This window comes from Leptospira ryugenii, from assembly GCF_003114855.1.
In the GTDB taxonomy this organism is placed as follows: Bacteria; Spirochaetota; Leptospiria; order Leptospirales; family Leptospiraceae; genus Leptospira_A; species Leptospira_A ryugenii.
In genome coordinates this window covers 420,459-442,563 of record NZ_BFBB01000003.1, presented here as the reverse complement: position 1 = coordinate 442,563, position 22,105 = coordinate 420,459, and the positions used below count along the sequence as shown (strand labels likewise).

Here is a 22,105-nt window from a genome sequence, read left to right as displayed (position 1 = left end):
CTTTGCAGATTCAATTGGAGGCAGTATACTTGGCGCATTCTTTAAAATAAATTGGATCGAGGGTGAAATGAAAGGATTTCGCATCGCCACATTGTTGGTGTTCGCTGTTACATTAGGACTATCTGCACAAACGAAAGCTCCTTTAGGAGAGTCGGAAATCAAAGGAGTGAAACGAATCGAGTTTATCAACCGATCTACGAAAAAAGCAAACTCGGACATTTTACAAGAAAACCAAGCGCAAGGTAAGAAGCTTGCCGAAGGTCTCAAAAATTCTGATTCATCCACACAGGGTGGGGTGAGCATACAAAGGATCCAACCAGGCGCGGATGGAAAGTTAGGTGCCGATATCCTTACTATCAATGAATCTCAATCCTTCGACCATATCAATTCAGTTGTTCGAATCCTAGCTGCCTATGTTGAAACTTCCTTCCAATATAAATCTTCTGGAGCTGATACGATAGCTCAGTATTTGGTTTATTATAATGCAGCACACCGAAAAGATCTGAAGTTTTTTCAATCCAGGTATTCAGAAGCCGTATTAAAGCAGTTAAGTGCTGATAAAGCGGGTATCGATACAAACTATCGCAATTGGTCAGGAAAAACTCAATTGGTCATTCCTATAGAAAAGAATGTTTTGAAAGATAGTGGAAAGGACATCACTACCGATGAGTTGGAAAAAGATGTCAATAAACTCGTAAAAGACAAAGAGAAAGATCCAAATACAAAACAAAAGATGCAAGAAGAAGCCAAAAAAATGGACAGCTTGCAGACAGAAAAACTAAAAGAAGAGAAAAAGATCCTTCAGGACAAAAAGAACGAAGTTGCAAAAGAAGAAAAAGAAGTTCAGTCCAAAAAAGAAGACTTAAAGAAAAAAGAAGCTTCTGAAGTTGCAAAACTCAATGAACTCAAAAAAGATCCTGTAAAAAACAAAGTAGAAATTGAGAAAAAGACTGAAGAAATCAAACAAATCCAACAAGAAACCGCTAAAACAGAAGTGCAAGCGGCAAAAGTAGAGGAAAAGAAAGAAGAGTTAGCGAAAAAAGAAGAGCAAATCGCTGCCAAAGAAGAAGCTCGTAAAGAGGGTGGTGATTCAACATCCGCAACCACCGAAACAAAAAAAGAAGAAGCTGTTAAAGAAGCAGAAAAGAAAGTAGAAGAGTTGAAGACAGAACTCGCAGAAGTCAAAGAGGAGCTCAAGAAAAAAGAAGAGCAAAGTGACAATGTCATCAACAACAAAATCCTTTTTATGAAGTTCATCAAATATGATGCTGATGGACACTATTCAAACGAACTTTGGGCTATCGACACAACCAAAGACGATGCTCTCTTCAAAAGTCCTTACAACAATATCTGTTCCAAAGACTTCAAAGAGATCGCAAACCAAGGTGTTTTGGTTCTTGGTTATGATGGAGACAAGGTAGAGACAAGAAAACACAAACTAGTGCTTTTGGACCCAGACAAATTAGCGGTGAAAAAGACTAGCCAAGCTGCAGATATTTTCTGGAGAACACCTATGATCAACCGTGAAGACAAGATCTATGTGGTTGAAAAGTTTCAGGATAAATACCATGTTGCAAGATTCAAAAATGACCTGACCTTTGAAGCTCGTTCACAGGAAGCCATCGAGGAAAATTCGGAAATCACCTTCTTTGGTGATAAAATCTATGTGACTGGTAAACCGAAAGAGGGTGACAAAACAACCATTAAAGTTTTCAAAAAAGAAGACTTGAGTTTAATAAAAACCATCGCTCCTTAAACAAAAAAAGCCGATGCTCGTTTGCATCGGCTTTCCATTCTCTCTCTAGTACTCCAAAGAAACTTAATCTTTTAAAAACTCTATCTTTTCACGGATGGATTCGTTGGAAGGGAGTTTTTTGGACAGGTCTTCCAGCATATGGATGGCCTTGTCTCGTTTCCCCATTAAGTCCCACAAATCAGCAAGTTCCAATGCGGGTCTGGGATCGTTTGGCGACTTTGTGAGTAGAGTCAGGTAAATCTCTTCTGCTTTTAAGTGGTCACCTATGAGTTTTAAGGCAGCAGCCTTACCCAGTAATGCGAAGTAATCTTCTCCGCTCGCTAAAATTTTATTAAAACATTCTAGAGCCTTATCATACTTTCCAAGTCCACGCAAAGAATCTGCGTATCGATTGATGATGAGTTTGTTTTCTGGATCAAATTCAAGAATCTTTTCCCAATATAAAATTGCAGTTTCAAAATCTTTTTTGCCTCGGAAGGATTCTGCAAGTCCGTAGAGCGCAAAGAAGTTTTTTGCATCTAAATCTTTCGCTCTTTCGTAGTAAATGACAGCTTTGTCAAAGTCTTTGATTTTACGATAGCTATTGCCAATTTCGGTTAAGATCTTTATATTGTTAGGTTGTGAGGATAATAACTTTTCCCACCAATGGATGGCTTCAGAATATCTTTGGCAAGCAAAGAACAAATGACCTAAACCAACAATGACATATTGATCATTTGGATTGAGTTGGAGAGCCTCCATATAATACACTTCAGATTCTTTGAAATTCTTTAGCTTTCTATGGGCATCTGCTACTCGCGACAAAATGCTCGCATCCGTGATTGTTATGTGGTGAAATTCTTCGGCAACTTCTATGATTTTTTTGAGGCTACTTAAGTCTCGATAACAATTCATTAGACCCATGAGAGAAAATTTATTGGTGGTGTCGCCAGCCAAGCAGCGTCTGTAGAATTTAATGGCTTCCTCGGGTTGTTTCGTTTTTGCGTAGTAGTCACCCATGCCCACAAGTCCATAGGTATTTTGGGGATCTTCATCCAAAAGGATTTCCAATCTTTCTTTGGCTTCTTTGAATCTACCTTGGTCTAGGAAGCGGTAAGCTTCTTTGGCGAGAGCTTTGATCTTAGAAAACTTTTCGTCTTCTGGGGCTTTTTCTATTTCGATTTTGTCCATTCGTAGGAAACACTGCTTTCTTTACAGCTTCAAAATTAAACTGGCAAAAATCGACTCAAAAACGAGAGAACATTGACGAAAGACCCTTTTTTGAAGAAATGGCTCTAGGGGAATTGAAATGGCAGATACATCCGAAGCAATCACTGGCGCCAGATTGATGGTAGAGCTTTTAGAGGAAGCAGGTGTGGAAATCGTCTTCGGATATCCCGGTGGAGCCATCCTTCCTTTCTACGACGAACTCTACCACAGCAAAAAAATACGACACATTCTCGTTCGGCATGAACAGGGAGCCATCCATATGGCAGAAGGTTATGCTCGTTCTACGGGCAAATTGGGTGTTTGTATTGCAACATCTGGTCCTGGGGCCACAAATTTAATCACCGGCCTTACAGATGCTAAACTAGACTCCATACCTATCCTGGCCATCACTGGACAGGTCCCAACTACAGATATCGGAACGGATGCATTCCAAGAGGCTGACATTTACGGCATCACCATCCCAATCACCAAATACAACGCACTCATAAAAAAAGCAGATGATATCCCACGCCATTTTGAAGAGGCCACAAAAATTGCGCTGGGGGGAAGGCCTGGACCTGTGCTTTTAGACTTTCCTAAGGATGTCCAAAACCAAAAAACATCTGTTAGAAAGGCAACTCAATTAAAGATCGCAAAACACCATTATGAAAGACAAACGGTCAAAGGTGACATCCAAGAGTTTGCTGATGCCTTGAACCGTGCAAAACGTCCTCTTCTATATGTGGGAGGAGGTGCCATCAACTCATTTGCTTCCGCAGAAATCAAACAATTGGCTGAAAAGTCAAATTCCCCAGTAACCAATACACTGATGGCTCTTGGCGCTTTCCCTGGTTCGCATGAGCAGAATGTGGGGATGTTGGGTATGCATGGCACTGCATACGCAAACAAGGCGGTCTTGGAATGCGATTATATTTTGAACTTAGGCGCGAGGTTTGACGATCGAGTAGCCAAGTACCAAGACTTTGCTCCAAATGCAGTGCGTGCTCATATCGATATTGACGCGGCCGAATTCAATAAACGTGTAAATGTAGACTACATTCTGCACGGAGATCTTAAGGATGCCATCCGTGAGATACTACCTTACATCAAGACGGTAGACAGAAGTGAATGGCAAAAAAGGATCCAAACACTTAAAAAAGAGCACCCACTGAGCTTTGACAATTCCGGGGATTCCATTAAACCACAAGAGTTTCTCCGTTTGGTGTATGAAAGGACACAAGGCAAAGCCATTGTATCCACCGATGTAGGCCAACACCAAATGTGGGCGGCACAATACTATTCATTTGATGAACCCAACCACTGGCTTACTTCTGGCGGTTTAGGTACTATGGGCTATGGTTTGCCTGCTGCCATCGGTGCAAAATTTGGCAATCCAGACAAGACTGTCATTTGTGTGACTGGTGATGGAAGTTTTCAAATGTGCATTCAGGAATTAGCGACGATCGCACAATCTCAATTAGGTGTCAAAATCCTCCTCTTTAATAACAATTTTCTCGGGATGGTGCGCCAATGGCAGGAGCTATTTTACGAGGAAAGATTCAGCGAATCGCAATGGACGTATAACCCAAATTTTGTGAAGTTGGCTGAGTCTTATGACATCCCTGCTATGAAGATTTCTTCCAAAGGAGAAATCCACGCAGGTTTAGATTTTTTCTTAAAGGACTCCGGTGCGGCATTGATTGAAGTGATGATCCCTGCAGAAGAGAAAGTCTTTCCTATGATCCCATCTGGAAAATCCCAAAGAGATCTTATCGAATTTAAAGATTTAGCGAAGTTAAAAAAATGAAACATACTTTGAGCATCTTAGTCAACAACCACCCTGGTGTCATGAGCCATGTTTCAGGACTTTTCACAAGGCGAGGCTATAACATCGATTCGATTGCAGTTGGTGTTACGGATGATTCGGAAGTCTCTTCCATGACCATTGTCTTACGTGGGGACGAAACGACTGTAGGACATGTCAAAAACCAGTTATTAAAGTTACCAGATGTCCTACGTGTGCAAGATATGGCTTATGCTAGTTCTGTACAAAGAGAACTCGTTTTGATTTCCATAGAAATTACGGAAGCAAATCGTTCGGAAGCTCTGGCAGTCTGCAATGGATTTGGTGCGAGTGTTTTGGAAATGACAGAAGACTCACTCCTGATGGAATTTTCAGGCAACTCGCGACAAGTTGAGAACATGATCGCACTGATGCAAAAATTTGGAATCAGAGAGATTGCAAGGACAGGTCAAATTGCCCTTGCCTATCGAAACCAAAAAGCAAACTAGGGATTTTTTTCTCTAGTTTGTTTCTTTTCTAATGACCTTCTAACCAACGTTCTGCTTCCAAAGCCGCCATACAACCACTTCCTGCTGCCGTTATGGCTTGCCTATAGATCTTATCTTGTACGTCTCCGGCGGCAAACACACCTTCGATGTTGGTTTGGGTTGTGCCTGGGACAGTTTTGATATAACCAGTCTCATCTAAATCGAGTTGGCCTTTGAAGATCTCCGTATTGGGAACGTGCCCGATTGCGTAAAAGAGTCCACCTACAGATAGTTGGGATTGGTTTTTGTTTTGGGTATTCTCTAATACGATTGAAGTAAGACCTTGTTGTTCCCCTTTTGCTTCAATCACATTCTGGTTCCAGAGGATCTCAATTTTTGGGTGTTCCATTGCTCTTTTTTGCATGATCTGCGAGGCGCGTAAGGTATCCCGTCTATGGATTAAGTACACTTTGGACGCAAATTTAGCTAGGTGGTTTGCTTCTTCTACGGCTGAGTCACCGCCCCCAATTACAGCCAACTCTTTGCCTCGGAAGATTGGGAGAGCACCATCACATACGGCACAAGCGGAAATCCCCCTTTGCCAGAAGGTTTCCTCACCTGGGATGTGCATACGTTTGGCCGTTGCTCCCGTCGCGATGATGACAGATTCTGCTTCTATCCGTTCGTCATCCGACCAGAGTACAAAGGGTCTTTTTGAAAAATCTACCTTTGTGATGGTTTGGGTGTGGATGGTCGTACCATACTTTACCGATTGCTCTCTAAATAATTGCGTTAATTTGGTTCCATCGATTCCTTCAGGAAATCCAGGGAAGTTTTCTACCTCAGTGGTTGTTGTCAGCTGTCCGCCGGCAGCCACTCCGCCCGCCATGAAGCCTTCATACATCACTGGGTTTAAATTGGCCCGCGCCGCATAGATGGCCGCTGTATGCCCTGCGGGCCCCGACCCAATGATCACTACTTTATGTGCCATTCTCAACCTCTTTAAAATGATTCTAAATTTAGACGGAATCCCTCTCGATCTTTTGGGAAAAAATCAGAGGCCTTGTTCACAAGTCCGAACCCAGGGTGCGTAGTAGGGGTCATTTGCCAAGGGACTTTCTTCCAAAACTTTCAGAAAGTCCTTTTGTTTGTTGGGTTTTGTCAGGCAAAAATACGTTGATTCAAAAAAACTGAGTTCATTTTGTTTCCCCTGAAACCGTATCTCTTCTAAAATCTGGAGTGCCTCTTTTTCGTAGCCAGAGGAAAGGTATAAGCGGAAGAGCTCACGGTTGACTTCTAGGTCTTCCTTTTCTGCTTCGTGGTACTTTTCCAGATAAAAGAGAGAAGTAGCCCTTGCCTCTGCAGACTCGGCCAAGAGAAGTCCCATACGTTTCAAAACAGGCAAATAATCAGGGTTTTCGCGGAGTGAAAGTTCATAGTAATAAAGAGCCTTTGTTTTCTCTCCACTTTCTTCGTAGGATTTCCCTTCATGGTATAGCTTTGCTTCTTTTCCACTACAAGAGAATACTAGAAAGGCAAAATAAATGATGAAAAGAAGTCGCATAAAATATGTCTCTCTATCCTTTTTTATTTTCTACGAGTGATCTGGCAAAAAAATAATAAGTCTCTTTAGTCATTTTGTCCGAACTTTTAAGTAACATAAGAGAGTTACCATGGGTTCCAAATTGCCAAGTTCGCAGAATCAATTACTACAAACATTTCAAGAATATCTATCCGTAGAAAAAGGGTTAAGTGATAACTCTATATACTCCTATGGTTACGATCTCAACAAATTTGCAATCTTCCTTGAAAAAGAACACATCAACTTTTTAGAAGTGAAAACCAATGATATCATGCGTTTTCTTGAAGAAGAAAGAGAGAGAAAAATCTCTGCAAAGACATTGGCTAGAGAAGTGGTTGCGATTCGGCAATTTTATAAATTTTTAAGAGATGAGAAACGTCTCGATTCAAATCCAACGGAAAAGATTGAAACACCGGAAGTCGCGAGAACAATTCCGGACTATTTGACCCAAAGTGAAATAGAAGATTTATTCAATAATATCAAAGAAGATAATCTTTATGAATTGAGAGATAAATGTATCTTTGAACTTTTGTACTCTTCTGGTTTGCGAATTTCCGAAGCATGCAACCTCAGGATGACTGATGTTGATATGGAAAATATGGCAATCACAGTGGAAGGCAAGGGCGGTCGCCAAAGACTCGTTCCTTTCGGTGAAAAATCTCTTGAAATTCTAAAAAAATACCTGACAGAAAGTAGACCTGAGATATTAAAAAAGAGAACTTGTGAGTTTGTTTTTGTCTCAAAAAAAGGATCGTATATCAATCGTAAGTCGGTATGGAGATTGTTGAATCACTATATCAAACGCACCAAAATCAAAAAGAAAGTCACACCACACACTCTAAGGCATTCATTTGCAACACACTTGTTAGAGAACCACGCAGACCTAAAGTCTGTTCAGGAACTCCTAGGTCATATCGATATTTCGACTACTCAAATCTACACTCATATGGCAAACAAAACGCTAAAAGAAGTGCACAAGAAGTATCACCCTAGAGGCTAATGGCAGAGTCCAAACCCAAAAAAACGGATTACGCTCGCGTAGTCCGTTTGCAAATCCCTTCTCACCCTCGTTACATTTCCACTACAAGAAATTTCTTTTTCCACTTAGCTCTCGAACAAGGTTTTTCGCTTATGGATTCCGTCGATCTGAAACTAATCCTTGGTGAGGCACTTACGAATGTAATCAAACACGCTTATGAAGGGAAAAATGACCAACCGATTTTCATAGAGTTTTTTTTTGATAAAGACCGATTGGAGATCAGAATCCGAGACTACGGAAAGAAAGCCCTGCCCAATGATTTAAAAAGCTTTGATTTGAGCGATTATCGCGAACATGGAATTGGCCTTTTTATGATTAAACAGCTCACAGATTACTACTATCTCGACCAATCGTTTGAAATGGGAAACCAGATGGTCATGGTGAAAAAAAAGTAATCTTTTCATTTTCCTAGACAGTTATTTCACAGCTAGAAATCTATCCGTATGGAATCGATTCATGCGACAACGATACTTTGTGTAAAAAAAGACGGAAAGACAGCAATGGGTGGCGATGGGCAAGTTTCCATGGGCCAAACCGTAATGAAACATACAGCGAGAAAAGTACGTCGGTTATATGGCGGGAAAGTGCTCGCTGGATTTGCAGGTTCCGCAGCAGATGCATTTACACTCTTTGAACTATTCGAAAAAAAGTTAAATGAACATAGTGGCTCTGTCTCCCGTGCAGCAGTGGAACTTGCCCGTGAATGGAGAATGGATCGCATGCTCAGACGATTGGAGGCTCTTCTCATTGTCTGCGATGCTTCTGAATGTTTTCTGATTTCTGGAACGGGAGATGTCATTTCTCCAGATGACGGAGTCCTTGCGATCGGTTCAGGCGGAAACTACGCTTTGAGTGCGGCAAGAGCTCTTGTTGAAAACACAAGTTTAAGCCCAAAAGAGATTGTTACCAAGGCAATGAAAATCACAGCAGATATATGTATTTATACAAATCACAATTTAGTCCTAGAGGAGATTGAATGATGGAATTGAAAGAAATCCTTGCAGAAGCAATTGGCGAACCGACTTCCAAATCTGTCCTTGACCTAAGCCCTCGTGAAATTGTAAACAGACTCGATGAATACATCGTCGGCCAAAAAAATGCAAAAAAAGCAGTGGCCGTCGCCTTAAGAAATCGTATGCGCCGCAGACAATTGCCCGAGGAAATCCGAGAAGAAATCTATCCAAAAAATATCATTATGATTGGGCCTACTGGTGTAGGCAAAACTGAAATTGCACGTCGTTTGTCTAAGTTATGTGGAGCTCCCTTCTTAAAGGTGGAAGCAACAAAGTATACTGAAGTTGGGTACGTAGGTAGAGATGTAGAGTCTATGGTCCGTGATCTGGCCAATATATCTTTAAACTTAGTAAAGTCCGAATTCCGCGAGTTGGTAAAAGAAAAGGCAAATGCAAAAGCGGAAGATTATCTCTTAGATCTAATCCTTCCTCCTATATTTACCAAAAAGTTTGAAGATTTAAGCCCTGAAGAACAGGAAAGGCAACAGAGTTACCTCTCATCGCGCGAGCGATTTCGAGAAAAATTACGCAAAGGTGAATTGGATCAACAAGAAGTTGAATTGGACCTTCCGAAATCAAATCCCACAAATGGTCTCCCCATGTTACAAGTATTTGGTGCCGGAAATATGGAAGAAATGGACCAACAAATCCAAAATCTCTTAGGAGACTTGCTTCCCAAAAAACAAGGTAAACGAAAGCTCAAAATCGTAGATGCAAAGAAACTTCTGATCGATGTAGAAGCCGATAAGTTGATGGATGCAGACAAAATGCAATCCGAAGCAGTCCGACGTGCAGAAGACATGGGTATCATCTTTTTGGACGAAATCGACAAGATTGCTGGTAAGGAAAATCGTTCAGGAGCAGATGTTTCGCGGGAAGGTGTTCAAAGAGATTTACTTCCTATCGTAGAAGGTTCCACTGTCAATACAAAGATAGGTCCTGTTAAAACGGACCATATCTTATTCATAGCAGCGGGTGCTTTTCATATGTCAAAACCTGCTGATTTGATTCCTGAATTACAAGGAAGATTCCCTATCCGTGTGGAATTAGAAACACTTTCCCGAGAAGATTTCGTAAAGATTTTATCCACACCGAAGTCATCTCTGACCAAACAATACGAGGCATTGCTCTCTACGGAAGGAGTAGATCTACACTTTACAGAAGGTGGCATTGCTGAAATCGCACGTCTGGCATTTGAGATGAATGAAAAGAATGAAAATATTGGAGCAAGAAGGCTGAATACCATAATGGAAAAACTCTTGGAAGATACAAGTTTCGATGCTCCAGACCTTTTGCCGGAACAAAAAAAGGTAAAAATTGACGAACAATTTGTACTCTCAAAACTACAAGGAATCGTCGAGGATAAAGACTTAAGTCGATTTATTCTTTAATTTGGAACGAGGCTAGCCGGAGAAAGGCCTCGAAGAGAGTTCCCGACTAGGATCTCTTCAACATCTTCAATCTCTTCTATGTGCAGATCTCGGATTTGCACCCATGCTTTCTGGAGGAGTCGTTTGCGTAAGATTCCAGGAAGCCCTCCCTTTCGCAAAGAAGGTGTATACCAATGCCCCTTCCATTTGTAAAAAACATTTCGGATCTGAGTTTCGGCAAGATTGCCATCTTCATCCAAAAACAAAACATCATCGGCTAACTTTTCTTTTTTGACATTTGATTGTTCATCATAGAAAGAACGATTTGTTGTTTTATGGTATACAAAGATATTCTTTTTGTCCAACGGTTGTTTTGCCATCACTAACTTTACTTTTGTTTTGGACCTGTCTCGGGAGAAGGGAGATGTTTCATATTTAAAATGGCCTTCCTTGGAAAGTAAAAATCGAATTTTATAGCTTCCGTTTCTCTGCTCCGATACTACTTTGAGAGTAGAATATGCTTTATTTTCATCAAAGGGAAACCCAAATCGAAAGGCTGATTCTTTCATCCTTTGCAAATGGTCCTGTAAAAATCGAAACCTGCCTTCGCAAAGGAGAAACGATTCTAAGATTTCAAAATCAGGAAAGGTTGGGCTCTGTAAAAAATGCAATTTGCTCAGACACTCCTCCCATTCCGCTTCTGGTTCAGAGAGTACGGTAATTCCACTCCCAACTGAGTACATCCCTGTCCATTCATCCTTTTGGTAACGAAGCTGTAGGGTTCGAATGCAGACATTTGCCGTTACAGTGAATTGATCTTCTGCGCGTTCAAACCAAAGGATGGAGCCTGTGTATAGTCCTCTATTTCTATTTTCCAAGTGCCTAAGAAGTTCCATTGAGCGTTTCTTAGGTGCTCCCGTGACTGATCCTGAGGGAAAGAGACTTTTGACCAATGAGAGGGAATCCATCTCAGGTAAAGATTGAGAGAGGATTTGAGTGGTCATCTGCCAGATCGTACCGAATGCTTCTGTCCGAAAAAGATTCTTTACTTTTACAGATCCAATTTCAGATACTTTACCAAGATCATTACGAAATAGATCTGTGATCATAACATTTTCTGCGCGCTCTTTCTCAGACAATGCAAGATCTTTTCCTATTCTTTGGTCTTCTTCATAACTCATCCCTCGGTTTGCAGTTCCTTTCATTGGTTCTGTAAAAATCTGATTCCCATCCCATTGAAAAAAGATTTCCGGAGAAAGTGATAGCGTATATCGATCTCCATCTTGGAAATAAACGGAACACTTTGTTCTTTGTTTTCGTTTTAAGCTTTGGTAGAGATGGAAAGGATTTCCAGTTCCGTTTATCAGCACAGGAAAGGTGTAATTCAATTCATAAGACTCTCCTTTTCGGAGAAAATCTTGGCAATTTAGAATATCTCGAATGTATCGCTCCTTCGAAATCTCAGGTGTAACATTCATAACCTCTGTTTTTTGCAAATCCAAGAGCAATGGATCTTGATACAGAAATACCTTCTTCTTTGCAAAAAAATACAAATGAAAAAGTTCTGTATGAGAACTCTCTGTATATGTGATTTGAATCTTTTGGAGAGGAAATCCCAATTCATAGTGAAAGAAACCGATAACATAGATGCCTCGTTTGTTGGCATCTTCGATTCTCTTAAATATATCTGTTAGGTGTTCCTCAGAGTGGATGTCTTTTGTGGTGTATACTTCTTGGGAAAGCAGTTCAAAAAAATGAGTGCAATGGTTATAGCCAGGAAAGGACTGAGTGTCTTCCCAAAGTAAACCATTTTGATTGATAAATTCGGAATGGAAAGATTCCCAGCTAAGCGTTTGGATCAAAACTCTATTTTTTGTAAGGCCTCAATTGGATATCTGAGGTATACAGTCGTGGCATGTTTACTGGTTTGGATGTCAAAACACTCAAGCGGATCTAAGGCAAGGTTATAGAATCCTTCATCGATCATTGCGATACCAAAACCAGCACTTTCCTTTTCATCTAGAAAGTCAGGTCGGAAAAACTCGCCAGAGCGACCTTCTCTAGCAAGTTCAGCATGCCTTTCTCGGCTCTTTCGTATCCTTTGCAAATCCAATCCCATGATAGGCGAATCATTGCGTAAACGGATGTACAATTCTGCCGTTCTAATTTCAATCTTTAAAGAGATTTTTAATTGGTAGGCTCTTGTCCGGGCCTTTACCATTTCCAAAAAGTCGATTTCTTCTTGGCTGAGAGTTCCCTTTTTGGAACGCCTTTTATCTGAGAGGGTAAGTATCCTTTGGACGGTCTTTTTGATCTTATCTGGTACTATGTACCTCTGCATTGCGTCTCGCAATGGTTCTGTTTCTAAGATCACATTTAGTAAATCTTCAGCTTCCGATTCTAATGCGGTACCCGAAGATGTTAATTTGTTAAGTAATTCATCTTTAAAGATCACAAAACGGGCATTTGCTTTCACTGCATTCAACAAAGCTTCCATAAGTCCACTGAATAAATGAAAAGACGTAAGTGGGTTTGCACCTATCTGGTCTAATATCCCTTGGACAGCTTGGTTGATGATATCGCGCGTACTTTTGGTGAGGCCTTTGATTTCGAAGTGGTACTTTCTTTGTTTTAGAATCTCAGGAAGATTTTCTAATATTTCTTGGCCTTTGTATTTGATTTTCTCGTTTCCCATGGAATGAATTCAAACTTTTATGTTAAAAAACCCTATAAAGTAAGATTTGTAAACCAGTTTTCCTTTGGAGGAGCAAAAGCGATGCAAGTGAGAGAATTTCTATTGAAGACACCCGATCTGGGCGATACTGAAAAGATCGAACTCATACGTTGGTCTGTAGAAGCAGGTGCTTTCGTAGAAGAAGGAGAGGAGTTGATCGAATTAGTAACTGACAAGGCTGCTTTCCCCGTTGAGTCTCCCTACAAAGGCAAACTAAAAGAAATCCGAGTCAAAGCAGGTTCCATAGTAAAAAAAGGTGAGATATTAGGGGTTCTAGAGATTTCGGAATGAAACTCATTCATATTTCTGACCTTCATTTCCCAACAAAGTTACCTTGGTCCCAACTCAGGGGCAAAGCCATCGTAGGTTATACCAATTATTCCCTACGGCGCCGAAAAAAACACAACCACTCAATCGTCCAATCACTCATACAAACCATCCGCAACATTGACTACGATGCCTTGGTCATTTCCGGAGATATTACCAATGTTTCCCATCCAAAAGAGTTCGAGGAAGCAAAAGAGTTGCTTGCTCCCCTTCTAGACGAACGGGTCTTTATGGTTCCTGGCAACCATGACCGCTACCAAAAAAAATCCGTACACCCTGTACCATTATTTGAATCATTTTTTGGACCCTTTTTAGGTACAAAAATAGAATCAGATTCTTATCTACGAAAGAAGGAGATCGCAGGACATACATTTTTTGGTTGGGACTCCAACCAGCCACTAGCCATCGCAAAAGCAAATGGAGAGGTCTCTTTGGAAGTGGTGAAACAAACTTTGGCGGAAGGGAAAAAAAATTACATTTTGGTTTGCCACCATCCCATTTGGAATCCAAATCACTATCTGGAATCTAACGGACATAAAATGGTTAATCGCAAAGAAGTTGCGATTCAGTTGCAGAGTAACCCTCCTTTTTTATATTTGCATGGGCACTCTCATTCCAATTGGCATAAACTTCCTGGAAACATTTGTGCCTTTCATGTCCTAAACTCAGCTTCTAGCACACGTAGCTCCGATGCAAAACACCTGTCCGGTTTTCACATTGTCTCCATTCAGAATGCAAAAATTATGGATATTCAGAGGATGTCCTATCAAAATTTGTCCGGTTCTTTTGAGCCTACAAAGCTTCTTTCGTATCAAGAAGAGGATGGCCAAGTCTAACTAGAAAGGTACATACATGTCGGAAAAAAAATTGGATCTCAACCAAGTGCAAAGGCAATTGATGCAGGTGAAACACCCTGAATTGAAAAAAGACATCGTGAGTTTAGGAATGGTATCTAAGGTTGAACCACAAGCTGATGGTCTAGAAATCACAATCAAAACACCCAATCAAGATAGGCGATTGCAAATAGGATTGGAAGCACAAACCAGACAGCTAGTATCCAAAATTGAAGGCCTAGGGAAGGTCAAAATAAAGTTTGAAGTTGACCAAACCATGAAGATGGAAGATGGCAATCGCATCCCAGGTGTGAAAAGAGTCATTGCCATTGGATCTGGAAAGGGCGGAGTAGGGAAGTCAACCGTAACGGCAAACCTTGCCAGTGCTCTATCTCTTGAAGGGAAAAAGGTTGGGATCTTGGATGCCGATATATATGGCCCATCTCTAGGAAAGATGTTTGGAGTGAATGGTCGGGTAGCCTTAAAGTCAGAAGAAGATAAAATTTACCCTCTCGAAAAACATGGAATCAAATTGATTTCTTTTTCCTTTCTTGTAACTGAAGACCAACCCGTTGTATGGCGAGGGCCGATGTTGGGAAAGGCCATCGAACAGTTCTTATACGATGTAGTTTGGGGAGAATTAGATTACCTTCTCATTGATCTACCACCAGGCACGGGAGATGTGCAGCTTTCTTTGGCACAATTGATAGACCTAGATGGTGCTATCATCGTTACCACTCCGCAGGATGTGGCCGTTTTGGATGCAGGGAGAGCGGCTGGGATGTTCAAACAAGTCAAAGTGCCGATCTTAGGCGTAGTTGAAAACATGTCTGGCTTTTCTTGTCCAAAGTGTGGGCATGTGACGGATTTATTTTCAAAAGGCGGAGGCTCACAATTAGCCAAGCAGATCGGTGTTCCCGAATTAGGCCAAGTCCCATTGACCGAAATGTTGATGAAAGCAGGCGATTCTGGAAAACCGGCACTTCTCCAGGAACCGAAAGGGGTTTTGGGAGAAGTATATAGCAAAATTAGCCAGGGCCTTGAGGAACAAATCGCGCTCTATGCGGATTAAAAATCACTTGTTTCCTCCCAGCTTACCGCTAGTCTAAGTAGAGACACTATGAATTTTGAACGAGGATCTAAACCAAACCCGACAGGCAACCTAGTTGCGTATTGCCATGTTTTTGGGGAAAACCCAATTGCCCCTGGTGGTAAGATCATTGCTTCCAATGTCGTGGTAAGCTTTCTAAAAATAGGGGACAACTTCCCTGTTGTGACCTTCCCACCAATTGCTCTCTCTTCCAAAGAAGAACTGATGAAGGTACTCTCGGATAACATTCACCTTTATGATGTTGTCCAATTGCCGGATTTCCAAATGCCAGACAACAAAGAATTGGGTAACCAGTACATCCAAGAAAGGATGGAACAGTTCAATGCCATGGTAATGCGCTATGTTGAGTTTTGCAAAGCCAAAGAAAAGAAAATGGCCAACCAAGTAGAGAAGTTAGATGGTCTGAATGAGTCACTAGAAGCCCTTGCCAACCTTTCTTTGGAATACCGTAGCAGTTCTGGCATTGCAAGAGAGGCAACTCGTCTGAAAATGGATCGTATTGTAGATCATTTCCAAAGCAACCACCCTCAGCTAGACATTGAGAATTTTAAAAAAGCACTCTCCTTTCCAGGAAAATTAGGTGATGAATTGGTGAGTTTGTACATACAAAAGTTCAACGCCATTCAAATCGAAAATTATGAAGACGCATCGGATCTTCGGCGACGTATACTTGCCATCGAATCCATGTCGCCTCAATCTTAAACCAAACTTTGTAGGATGAGGGAGGCTATGTCTATATGGCTTTGATCTTCCCTGTTTCCATCGCAAAAATGGAGCTACTCCGAAAGAGTATGGAGAGGCTTAACATCCAAGAATCCGATCTGAAAGAAACGTTCGTGAAAGCATCAGGGAATGGTGGCCAGAATGTGAACAAAGTGTCCACAGCCGTTCGTTTAGTTCATTTGCCTTCGGGTATCCAAATCCAATGTTCCATCTATAGAACACAGGCTTTGAATCGATATAAAGCGAGAGCTTTGCTCTGCAATCAGTTGGCCGAATCCTTAGTAATACCAGAAGAAATGAAACGGAATAAGGAAGCTGTCAGAAAGAAAAAGAGAAAAAACGATCAAAAGAGACGATCCAAAAAAAAGTATGCAGCTCTTGGAAACATAGAATGAATTTGATTCAAAAGACCCCACTAGCATTGTTTTTGCTTTTAAATTCTTGTATGCCCTTTCTATTACCTTTTCACGCAGTTGAATGGCGGCAAGACTGGCAGATGAAATGGATTTCAAGAGAGGAATTCCTTGGATTTGAAAAAGAACCAGTATTTACAAACAATGATTTTATAGAATATAAAATCCCTTGGATGTCTATGCAGAGTTATGCGGACAAAGTTCTCTATGCCAGAAGAGTTATACAAGGTATTGATACGGTAGACAATCCATCACTATTCATTAGAGGCGGTGGAAAGATTATGGCTGTCTATTTGAATGAAAAAAAAATCACCTGGCAACTTTTACCGAAAGAAAATTCCGATGACTTTATATTCAACACGGCTTATTTCCCCGTGATCCCCTTGAATCCTGAAGATGAAGGGAAGGTACTTTCTGTATTTTTTTATGCAGAGAAAAATTTTCCAGTGGGATTCACGGAAGCCCCCATCGTAGCCACCCAGTCCGAAAACTACAAAGCCGTAGCAAACCGTAACCAAATCTTTGCTAGTCTAGGTTTTTTCTTTTTTGCACTTGGCATCTTTTCTAGTTATCTCTATTTGCGTAGAAAAAAAAGAGCTATCATAGCATTTACACTGTTTTCCCTTGTTTCAGGCATTCATTTCATGGCACAAGTTGGATTTTGGGGGTATTTTTACTATGATTCCTACAATGCTAATTTCTATATTTTTACTCTTTCCTTATTTTTCATCCCGGTGACGGGTCTTTATTTCTTTGATAAACTTTTTGGTTTAGGTCGTGGCAATATCATTCGGATGTTGTGGCAATTTCAATTTTTATTCAGTTCTTCGGTTCTTTGTTTGGCTCATTTTGAAGTCATTACATATCCCATAGCTTTTATGACGTTTCTTTGGGTTGTTGCTCCCTCTCTATTAATGCAGATTTTTGTTTCTTTGGGTGAATTCTTTCTCAAAAAGCCACGAGCTTGGATTTTAGTATTGGGAAGCATCGCATTATTATTGTTTAACCTTCATGATGTAATGGCTACGCTAGGGAAAATAAACTCCATCAACCGCCTTTCTCCTTGGGGTTTCTTTCTTTTTGTTGTTTCATTGTCTCTGTACGGTGAAGAAGTATTTAGAAATTCAGAGGTAAAGTTTGCAGCCCTGCAGAGAGAAATTGTGACTGCTGCTCGGATACAAAATGCAATTTTGCCTCCCAAGGCTCCCGCCTGGACAGATTTAGAAGTTGCTGTGTACTACCAGCCGTCTCACGAAGTTGGTGGGGATTTTTATGACCTTCAAGCATTGGGTGACAAAAAATATGGAATATTGATAGCCGATGTAGTCGGGCATGGATTGGGTGCTTCTATCATAGCCTCTCTTTCGAAATTTTCTTTCTTTCAAAACTTTATACATTGGAAAAATCCATCATTTCTCTTATCGGCGATGAACGAGTATTTGGTGAGTCGATCTAATGGAAGATTTACGACAGCAGCTTATTTTTATTTCGACATGGAGAAACACAAACTAGTAGTAGCGAATGCAGGTCATCCTTCGTTTCTCCATTATTCCCATCATTCTGATACAATTTTTGAAATTAAGCCAAAAGGCAAACCATTGGGTATTTTTGAGAGTTTGACCTATTTAGAAGAGGAGTTTACCTTTGATCCAGGGGATTCTTTTTTATTTTATACGGATGGTTTAACAGAGGAGACTGGTGTTGGATCCCAAGAGTTTGGATTAGAAGAATTAAAAACGATATTCAAACGAACTCTACAAGATAAATCTCAAGTTTCTTTAGAATCACTGGTACAACAATTCCAAGATGTTATTCAGCTAGAGGGTCTGCCTCACGATGATATCACGATTCTTTTTGTTCGGATTCCAAAATAAAAAAAGCCCGGGATTACTCCCGAGCTTTTTGGAACTTTTATCCTAAGGATGAGTTGTTCGATGATTCGGTTTCCCGAATTACATCATTCCACCCATGCCTCCCATTCCGCCCATACCACCCATTCCGCCTGGCATTCCGCCACCAGCGTCTTTAGGTTCTGGTTTGTCAGTGATTGTAACTTCTGTCGTGAGAATCATCGCACCGATAGAAGCTGCATTTTGGAGTGCAGAACGTACTACTTTCGCAGGATCTACGACTCCAGCTTTTATTAGATCTTCCCATACCATTGTAAGGGCGTTAAAACCTTCGTTGCCTTTTTTGGCACGAGCTTGTTCTACGATCACAGAACCTTCTAAACCTGCGTTGCTAGTGATCATTCTGATAGGCTCTTCAAGTGCTCTCAAAACGATGCTTGCACCTGTTTTTTCATCCCCAGTAAGGTCTAGAGCTTTCACAGCTTCTTGCGCACGGAGAAGAGTCAATCCACCACCAGGAACAATACCTTCTTCTACAGCTGCACGAGTTGCAGAAAGAGCATCCTCAACACGAGCCTTTTTCTCTTTCATTTCGACTTCTGTAGCAGCACCAACGTGGATAACGGCAACACCGCCAGCTAACTTAGCAAGACGTTCTTGGAGTTTTTCTCTGTCGTAATCAGAAGTAGTGTCTTCGATTTGTTTTTTGATTTGGCTTACGCGGCCTTGGATGTCTTTGGAGGATCCAGAACCTTCGATGATGGTTGTGTTTTCTTTATCGACTACGATTTTTTTTGCACGACCCAACATCTTAACATCAGCGTTTTCAAGCTTCATACCCAAATCTTCGGAGATCACTTGACCGCCAGTTAGGATAGCGATGTCTTCCAACATAGCTTTTCTTCTGTCGCCAAACCCAGGAGCTTTAACAGCCACACACTGGATTGTTTTTCTGAGAGTGTTTACAACGATTGTTGCGAGAGCTTCGCCTTCTACTTCTTCCGCGATGATCACAAGTGGTCTTCCCGCTTGAGCAATCTTTTCCAGAATTGGGAGTAGGTCTTTCATCGATGCGATTTTTTTGTCGTAGATCAAGATGAAAGGATCTGCAAAAGTAGCAGTCATAGATTCTGGATCAGTCACCATATAAGGAGAAATGTATCCTCTATCAAATTGCATACCTTCTACGATATCCAAAGTAGTTTCGATGGATTTTGCTTCATCTACAGTGATGACACCTTCTTTTCCAACTTTATCAAAAGCTTGTGCAATCAAATTTCCGATCTCAGGGTCATTGTTAGCAGAGATTGTCGCAACATTCGCATATTCAGCTTTGCTATTGATTTTGATCGCACGTTTTTTGATTTCGTCTACAGCACAGCTAACTGCTTTATCGATCCCATGCTTCAAAGCCATAGGGTTTGCACCAGCAGTTACGTTTTTCAATCCTTCGTTTACAATTGCTTGTGCAAGGATAGTCGCAGTCGTAGTTCCGTCACCAGCGATGTCGTTGGTTTTTGTGGAGACTTCTTTTACCATCTGAGCACCCATGTTTTCAATAGGGTCTTCAAGTTCGACTTCCTTCGCTACAGTGACACCATCTTTTGTGATGGTTGGTGCTCCAAATTTTTTATCGATAACTACGTTTCGGCCTTTTGGTCCGAGAGTTACCTTAACTGCATTAGCGAGTTTGTTGACTCCACTAAGAAGTTTTCTCCGAGCTGATTCATCAAATTCTATTGTTTTAGCCATTTTGATTCTCCTATCCTAAGATTAGTTGGAAACAACTGCGAGAATGTCATTCTCACGGATGATTAGGTAGTCTTTGCCACCTTGTTTGATTTCGGTTCCGGAATACTTTCCGTAAAGAACGGTATCGCCCACTTTTACTTCGAGTGGGACTAGTTTGCCGTCCTCGTAACGACCTTGGCCGACTGCAGTCACTTTGCCTTCTTGCGGTTTTTCCTTTGCAGTGTCAGGTACGATGATGGATCCAATTTTCTCTTCTGCCTCTGATTTAGGCTCGATTACAACTCTATCTCCCAACGGTTTGATCGTTGCCATAGGGGGTTCGTCTCCTTCTTGTTCTAGATTGAATTTCAATGATTAGCACACCTAATGAGTGAGTGCTAAGCCTGAAGTACAAAGTAAAAAAGAAGGGAAAAAAGTCAAGCACTTTCAGCTAGAGAGTGCTAAAATCCAAAAAGCCCCGATCGTTTTCGTTTTGTGCGTTTGCCAGCAGGGATGCCCAACATGCCTAAAAGGCCTCTTGTCACTTCCTTGGCAACTGTCCTTCCGACTTCACGTGCCAAAGGGTTTTTGGAAAGCTTTTCCACAAAGCTTGGGTCCTCTTCTAATTGTTTGCGGCGGGCTTTTTTCGTAGATTTGCCTTGGCTTTCCTCTTCCGTACTCTCTTCACCGTCTGCAATTTCAGCCACTTTCTTCGAGAGAATTTCGTAGGCAGACTCCCTGTCTAAATCTTTGGCATACTTTTTGACCAAGTCAGATCCATCCAAAATCTCTGCGATTTCCTTGGGTTCCAAAATTCCCATGCGAGAGGAAGGCGGCTTCAATATGGTTCTCACGAGTGCCGTTGGTATCCCTTTTGTATTTAAGGCAGTGATAAAGGCCTCTCCGATCCCAAGCTCCGTGATCTCCTTGTCGACCTCATAAAAATCTGTTTCGGGGTAATTCGCAGAGGCCTCTTTTATGGCTTTGCGGTCATTGGCAGTAAACGCACGTAAGGCGTGTTGGATCTTTAATCCCAACTGTGCTAAGATGTCCGAAGGAATGTCGGTAGGAGATTGCGTACAGAAAAATACGGCTACCCCTTTTGAGCGTATGAGACGCACCATAGATTCAATCTGATTGACTAGGTCTTTGGATGCTTCTTCAAACACTAGATGAGCTTCGTCAATGAATAAGGCTAGTTTGGGTTGCTTCAAATCTCCTTCTTCGGGGAAATTGGCATATATTTCTGTCAGTAGGCTTAACATAAATGTAGAGAAGAGTCTGGGCTTTGATTGAATTTCTGTTAGACGAATGATGCTAATCTGTCCTTTACCATCATTATCTTTTTTGATTAAGTCTTCCACCTCAAAGGACGGTTCACCAAAGAAAATTTCTCCGCCTTCGCCTTCCAATTCTATGATCTTTCGCAAAATAGTAGCAGTGGAGCTGGAGGAAATGGCTCCATACTCTTTTTCGATCTCCTCTTTTCCCTCATTGCTTAGGTATTGAAGTGCTTTTTTGATATCTTTTAAATCAAGGAGAGGGATACCTAAATCATCACAATACTTAAAGATAAGCGCAAGTACTCCTTGTTGGGTATCATTGAGATTTAAGATACGAGAGAGAAGAACAGGTCCAAATTCACTGATGGTTGCTTTTAGACGCACACCCTTATCACCTGATAAACTCAATAATTCAACGGGAAAGGCCTCTGGTTTCCAAGCATAGTCTAAGGACTTTGCACGCTCCTTGATTATGTCTGAATCGGATCCTTCTTTAGCAATGCCTGAAAGGTCTCCTTTGATATCCATGAGTAAAACGGGAACACCAGATACGGAAAGAGATTCACATAGTACTTGTAAGGTTTTCGTTTTTCCTGTACCGGTAGCCCCGGCTATCAATCCGTGTCGATTTAAAGTGGAAAGGGGGATGGCTACCTTCGCTTCTGGAATGGTCTTTCCCTCATGAACGCCTGCGCCTAAATAGAGTGTAGAATCTGAATTGGGATAAGCACTTTGGATCGCTTCCAGAAACTTCGCTTTGTCTTGTTTTGCCATATATCTATCTTGTTGGGGTTCCTTTCCGGTTTAGTTTTGCCCCATGCTCTACCTTTGGAGCAAGAATGTCTTCCATAAATTAAAACTTGCCAATTCCCCGAAACATA

At 41.3% G+C, this 22,105-nt stretch carries 21 protein-coding genes; 13 read left to right on the top strand and 8 right to left on the bottom strand.

Annotated elements, in window-relative coordinates:
* The first annotated feature begins 67 nt into the window (after nt 1–67).
* Nucleotides 68–1,756, top strand: a complete 1,689-nt coding sequence (locus tag DI060_RS06485) for a P83/100 family protein (protein ID WP_108974927.1) — start codon at nt 68–70, stop codon at nt 1,754–1,756.
* 63 nt (nt 1,757–1,819) lie between these two features.
* Here the strand turns inward: DI060_RS06485 and DI060_RS06480 are convergent, their stop codons facing one another.
* Nucleotides 1,820–2,926: a tetratricopeptide repeat protein gene (locus DI060_RS06480; RefSeq protein WP_108974925.1), complete on the bottom strand. Its 1,107-nt coding sequence runs from the start codon at nt 2,924–2,926 to the stop codon at nt 1,820–1,822.
* A 118-nt stretch (nt 2,927–3,044) separates the two neighbouring features.
* On the opposite strand from DI060_RS06480, the gene ilvB reads away from it, so the two are divergent.
* Together ilvB and ilvN are read left to right on the top strand one after the other, a co-directional pair.
* A complete protein-coding gene (gene ilvB, locus DI060_RS06475; protein WP_108974923.1) occupies nt 3,045–4,751 on the top strand; it encodes a biosynthetic-type acetolactate synthase large subunit in 1,707 nt (568 codons plus the stop codon).
* Entirely contained in the window at nt 4,748–5,236 is a 489-nt protein-coding gene (gene ilvN / locus DI060_RS06470; protein ID WP_108974921.1) for an acetolactate synthase small subunit, read from the top strand. Before ilvB ends, ilvN begins: the two co-directional genes overlap by 4 nt.
* 28 nt (nt 5,237–5,264) lie before the next feature.
* Here the strand turns inward: ilvN and trxB are convergent, their stop codons facing one another.
* Complete coding sequence (gene trxB, locus DI060_RS06465; RefSeq protein ID WP_108974919.1) at nt 5,265–6,206, bottom strand: thioredoxin-disulfide reductase; 942 nt, start codon at nt 6,204–6,206, stop codon at nt 5,265–5,267.
* A 63-nt stretch (nt 6,207–6,269) separates the two neighbouring features.
* Nucleotides 6,270–6,779 carry a tetratricopeptide repeat protein gene (locus DI060_RS06460; protein ID WP_108974917.1) on the bottom strand — a complete coding sequence of 170 codons (510 nt, stop codon included), beginning with the start codon at nt 6,777–6,779 and terminating at the stop codon, nt 6,270–6,272.
* A 121-nt stretch (nt 6,780–6,900) separates the two neighbouring features.
* Here DI060_RS06460 and xerD point away from each other — a divergent pair, with 121 nt between their 5' ends.
* Genes xerD through hslU form a run of 4 tightly spaced genes read left to right on the top strand, consistent with a single transcriptional unit; the run spans nt 6,901 to nt 10,240 of the window.
* Complete coding sequence (gene xerD / locus DI060_RS06455; protein WP_108975690.1) at nt 6,901–7,797, top strand: site-specific tyrosine recombinase XerD; 897 nt, start codon at nt 6,901–6,903, stop codon at nt 7,795–7,797.
* Nucleotides 7,797–8,231 carry an ATP-binding protein gene (locus DI060_RS06450; protein ID WP_108974915.1) on the top strand — a complete coding sequence of 145 codons (435 nt, stop codon included), beginning with the start codon at nt 7,797–7,799 and terminating at the stop codon, nt 8,229–8,231. Before xerD ends, DI060_RS06450 begins: the two co-directional genes overlap by 1 nt.
* Nucleotides 8,232–8,279: 48 nt before the next feature.
* Nucleotides 8,280–8,816 carry an ATP-dependent protease subunit HslV gene (gene hslV, locus DI060_RS06445; protein WP_108974913.1) on the top strand — a complete coding sequence of 179 codons (537 nt, stop codon included), beginning with the start codon at nt 8,280–8,282 and terminating at the stop codon, nt 8,814–8,816.
* Nucleotides 8,816–10,240 carry an ATP-dependent protease ATPase subunit HslU gene (hslU, locus tag DI060_RS06440; RefSeq protein ID WP_108975688.1) on the top strand — a complete coding sequence of 475 codons (1,425 nt, stop codon included), beginning with the start codon at nt 8,816–8,818 and terminating at the stop codon, nt 10,238–10,240. The genes hslV and hslU overlap by 1 nt, the downstream gene beginning before the upstream one ends.
* Here the strand turns inward: hslU and DI060_RS06435 are convergent.
* Both DI060_RS06435 and DI060_RS06430 read right to left on the bottom strand, forming a co-directional pair.
* Entirely contained in the window at nt 10,237–12,081 is a 1,845-nt protein-coding gene (locus DI060_RS06435; RefSeq protein WP_108974911.1) for a chorismate-binding protein, read from the bottom strand. The two genes, hslU and DI060_RS06435, sit on opposite strands and share 4 nt — an antisense overlap.
* On the bottom strand, nt 12,078–12,914 hold the full coding sequence (locus tag DI060_RS06430; protein WP_108974909.1) for a hypothetical protein: 837 nt from the start codon (nt 12,912–12,914) through the stop codon (nt 12,078–12,080). Before DI060_RS06430 ends, DI060_RS06435 begins: the two co-directional genes overlap by 4 nt.
* Nucleotides 12,915–12,995: 81 nt before the next feature.
* On the opposite strand from DI060_RS06430, the gene DI060_RS06425 reads away from it, so the two are divergent.
* From DI060_RS06425 to DI060_RS06400, 6 genes are all read left to right on the top strand, one after another.
* Nucleotides 12,996–13,244 carry a lipoyl domain-containing protein gene (locus tag DI060_RS06425; RefSeq protein WP_108975685.1) on the top strand — a complete coding sequence of 83 codons (249 nt, stop codon included), beginning with the start codon at nt 12,996–12,998 and terminating at the stop codon, nt 13,242–13,244.
* Nucleotides 13,241–14,116, top strand: a complete 876-nt coding sequence (locus DI060_RS06420; protein ID WP_108974907.1) for a metallophosphoesterase family protein — start codon at nt 13,241–13,243, stop codon at nt 14,114–14,116. The genes DI060_RS06425 and DI060_RS06420 overlap by 4 nt, the downstream gene beginning before the upstream one ends.
* A gap of 16 nt (nt 14,117–14,132) precedes the next feature.
* On the top strand, nt 14,133–15,185 hold the full coding sequence (locus DI060_RS06415) for an Mrp/NBP35 family ATP-binding protein (RefSeq protein ID WP_108974905.1): 1,053 nt from the start codon (nt 14,133–14,135) through the stop codon (nt 15,183–15,185).
* A gap of 48 nt (nt 15,186–15,233) precedes the next feature.
* Entirely contained in the window at nt 15,234–15,926 is a 693-nt protein-coding gene (locus DI060_RS06410; protein WP_108974903.1) for a hypothetical protein, read from the top strand.
* Nucleotides 15,927–15,961: 35 nt separating this feature from the next.
* On the top strand, nt 15,962–16,342 hold the full coding sequence (locus DI060_RS06405) for a peptide chain release factor family protein (protein WP_108974901.1): 381 nt from the start codon (nt 15,962–15,964) through the stop codon (nt 16,340–16,342).
* A 101-nt stretch (nt 16,343–16,443) separates the two neighbouring features.
* A complete protein-coding gene (locus DI060_RS06400) occupies nt 16,444–18,234 on the top strand; it encodes a PP2C family protein-serine/threonine phosphatase (RefSeq protein ID WP_167836935.1) in 1,791 nt (596 codons plus the stop codon).
* Between the two features lie 78 nt (nt 18,235–18,312).
* Here the strand turns inward: DI060_RS06400 and groL are convergent, their stop codons facing one another.
* The 3 genes from groL to DI060_RS06385 all read right to left on the bottom strand — a co-directional run bounded on the left by groL (nt 18,313) and on the right by DI060_RS06385 (nt 21,998).
* Nucleotides 18,313–19,962 (bottom strand): chaperonin GroEL, encoded by a 1,650-nt coding sequence (gene groL / locus DI060_RS06395; RefSeq protein ID WP_108974897.1) that lies wholly within the window; start codon nt 19,960–19,962, stop codon nt 18,313–18,315.
* Nucleotides 19,963–19,983: 21 nt separating this feature from the next.
* Nucleotides 19,984–20,274 (bottom strand): co-chaperone GroES, encoded by a 291-nt coding sequence (gene groES, locus DI060_RS06390; RefSeq protein ID WP_108974895.1) that lies wholly within the window; start codon nt 20,272–20,274, stop codon nt 19,984–19,986.
* 128 nt (nt 20,275–20,402) lie between these two features.
* Entirely contained in the window at nt 20,403–21,998 is a 1,596-nt protein-coding gene (locus DI060_RS06385) for a helicase HerA-like domain-containing protein (protein WP_108974893.1), read from the bottom strand.
* Nucleotides 21,999–22,105 lie beyond the last annotated feature (107 nt).

Excerpts from the sequence above, each read along its gene's own strand:
- DI060_RS06485 (WP_108974927.1), top strand. The coding sequence starts at position 68 with ATGAAAGGATTTCGCATCGCCACATTGTTGGTGTTCGCTGTTACATTA.
- DI060_RS06480 (WP_108974925.1), bottom strand. The coding sequence starts at position 2,926 with ATGGACAAAATCGAAATAGAAAAAGCCCCAGAAGACGAAAAGTTTTCT.
- ilvB (WP_108974923.1), top strand. The coding sequence starts at position 3,045 with ATGGCAGATACATCCGAAGCAATCACTGGCGCCAGATTGATGGTAGAG.
- ilvN (WP_108974921.1), top strand. The coding sequence starts at position 4,748 with ATGAAACATACTTTGAGCATCTTAGTCAACAACCACCCTGGTGTCATG.
- trxB (WP_108974919.1), bottom strand. The coding sequence starts at position 6,206 with ATGGCACATAAAGTAGTGATCATTGGGTCGGGGCCCGCAGGGCATACA.
- DI060_RS06460 (WP_108974917.1), bottom strand. The coding sequence starts at position 6,779 with ATGCGACTTCTTTTCATCATTTATTTTGCCTTTCTAGTATTCTCTTGT.
- DI060_RS06450 (WP_108974915.1), top strand. The coding sequence starts at position 7,797 with ATGGCAGAGTCCAAACCCAAAAAAACGGATTACGCTCGCGTAGTCCGT.
- hslV (WP_108974913.1), top strand. The coding sequence starts at position 8,280 with ATGGAATCGATTCATGCGACAACGATACTTTGTGTAAAAAAAGACGGA.
- hslU (WP_108975688.1), top strand. The coding sequence starts at position 8,816 with ATGGAATTGAAAGAAATCCTTGCAGAAGCAATTGGCGAACCGACTTCC.
- DI060_RS06430 (WP_108974909.1), bottom strand. The coding sequence starts at position 12,914 with ATGGGAAACGAGAAAATCAAATACAAAGGCCAAGAAATATTAGAAAAT.
- DI060_RS06425 (WP_108975685.1), top strand. The coding sequence starts at position 12,996 with ATGCAAGTGAGAGAATTTCTATTGAAGACACCCGATCTGGGCGATACT.
- DI060_RS06420 (WP_108974907.1), top strand. The coding sequence starts at position 13,241 with ATGAAACTCATTCATATTTCTGACCTTCATTTCCCAACAAAGTTACCT.
- DI060_RS06415 (WP_108974905.1), top strand. The coding sequence starts at position 14,133 with ATGTCGGAAAAAAAATTGGATCTCAACCAAGTGCAAAGGCAATTGATG.
- DI060_RS06410 (WP_108974903.1), top strand. The coding sequence starts at position 15,234 with ATGAATTTTGAACGAGGATCTAAACCAAACCCGACAGGCAACCTAGTT.
- DI060_RS06405 (WP_108974901.1), top strand. The coding sequence starts at position 15,962 with ATGGCTTTGATCTTCCCTGTTTCCATCGCAAAAATGGAGCTACTCCGA.
- DI060_RS06400 (WP_167836935.1), top strand. The coding sequence starts at position 16,444 with ATGAAATGGATTTCAAGAGAGGAATTCCTTGGATTTGAAAAAGAACCA.
- groL (WP_108974897.1), bottom strand. The coding sequence starts at position 19,962 with ATGGCTAAAACAATAGAATTTGATGAATCAGCTCGGAGAAAACTTCTT.
- groES (WP_108974895.1), bottom strand. The coding sequence starts at position 20,274 with ATGGCAACGATCAAACCGTTGGGAGATAGAGTTGTAATCGAGCCTAAA.
- DI060_RS06385 (WP_108974893.1), bottom strand. The coding sequence starts at position 21,998 with ATGGCAAAACAAGACAAAGCGAAGTTTCTGGAAGCGATCCAAAGTGCT.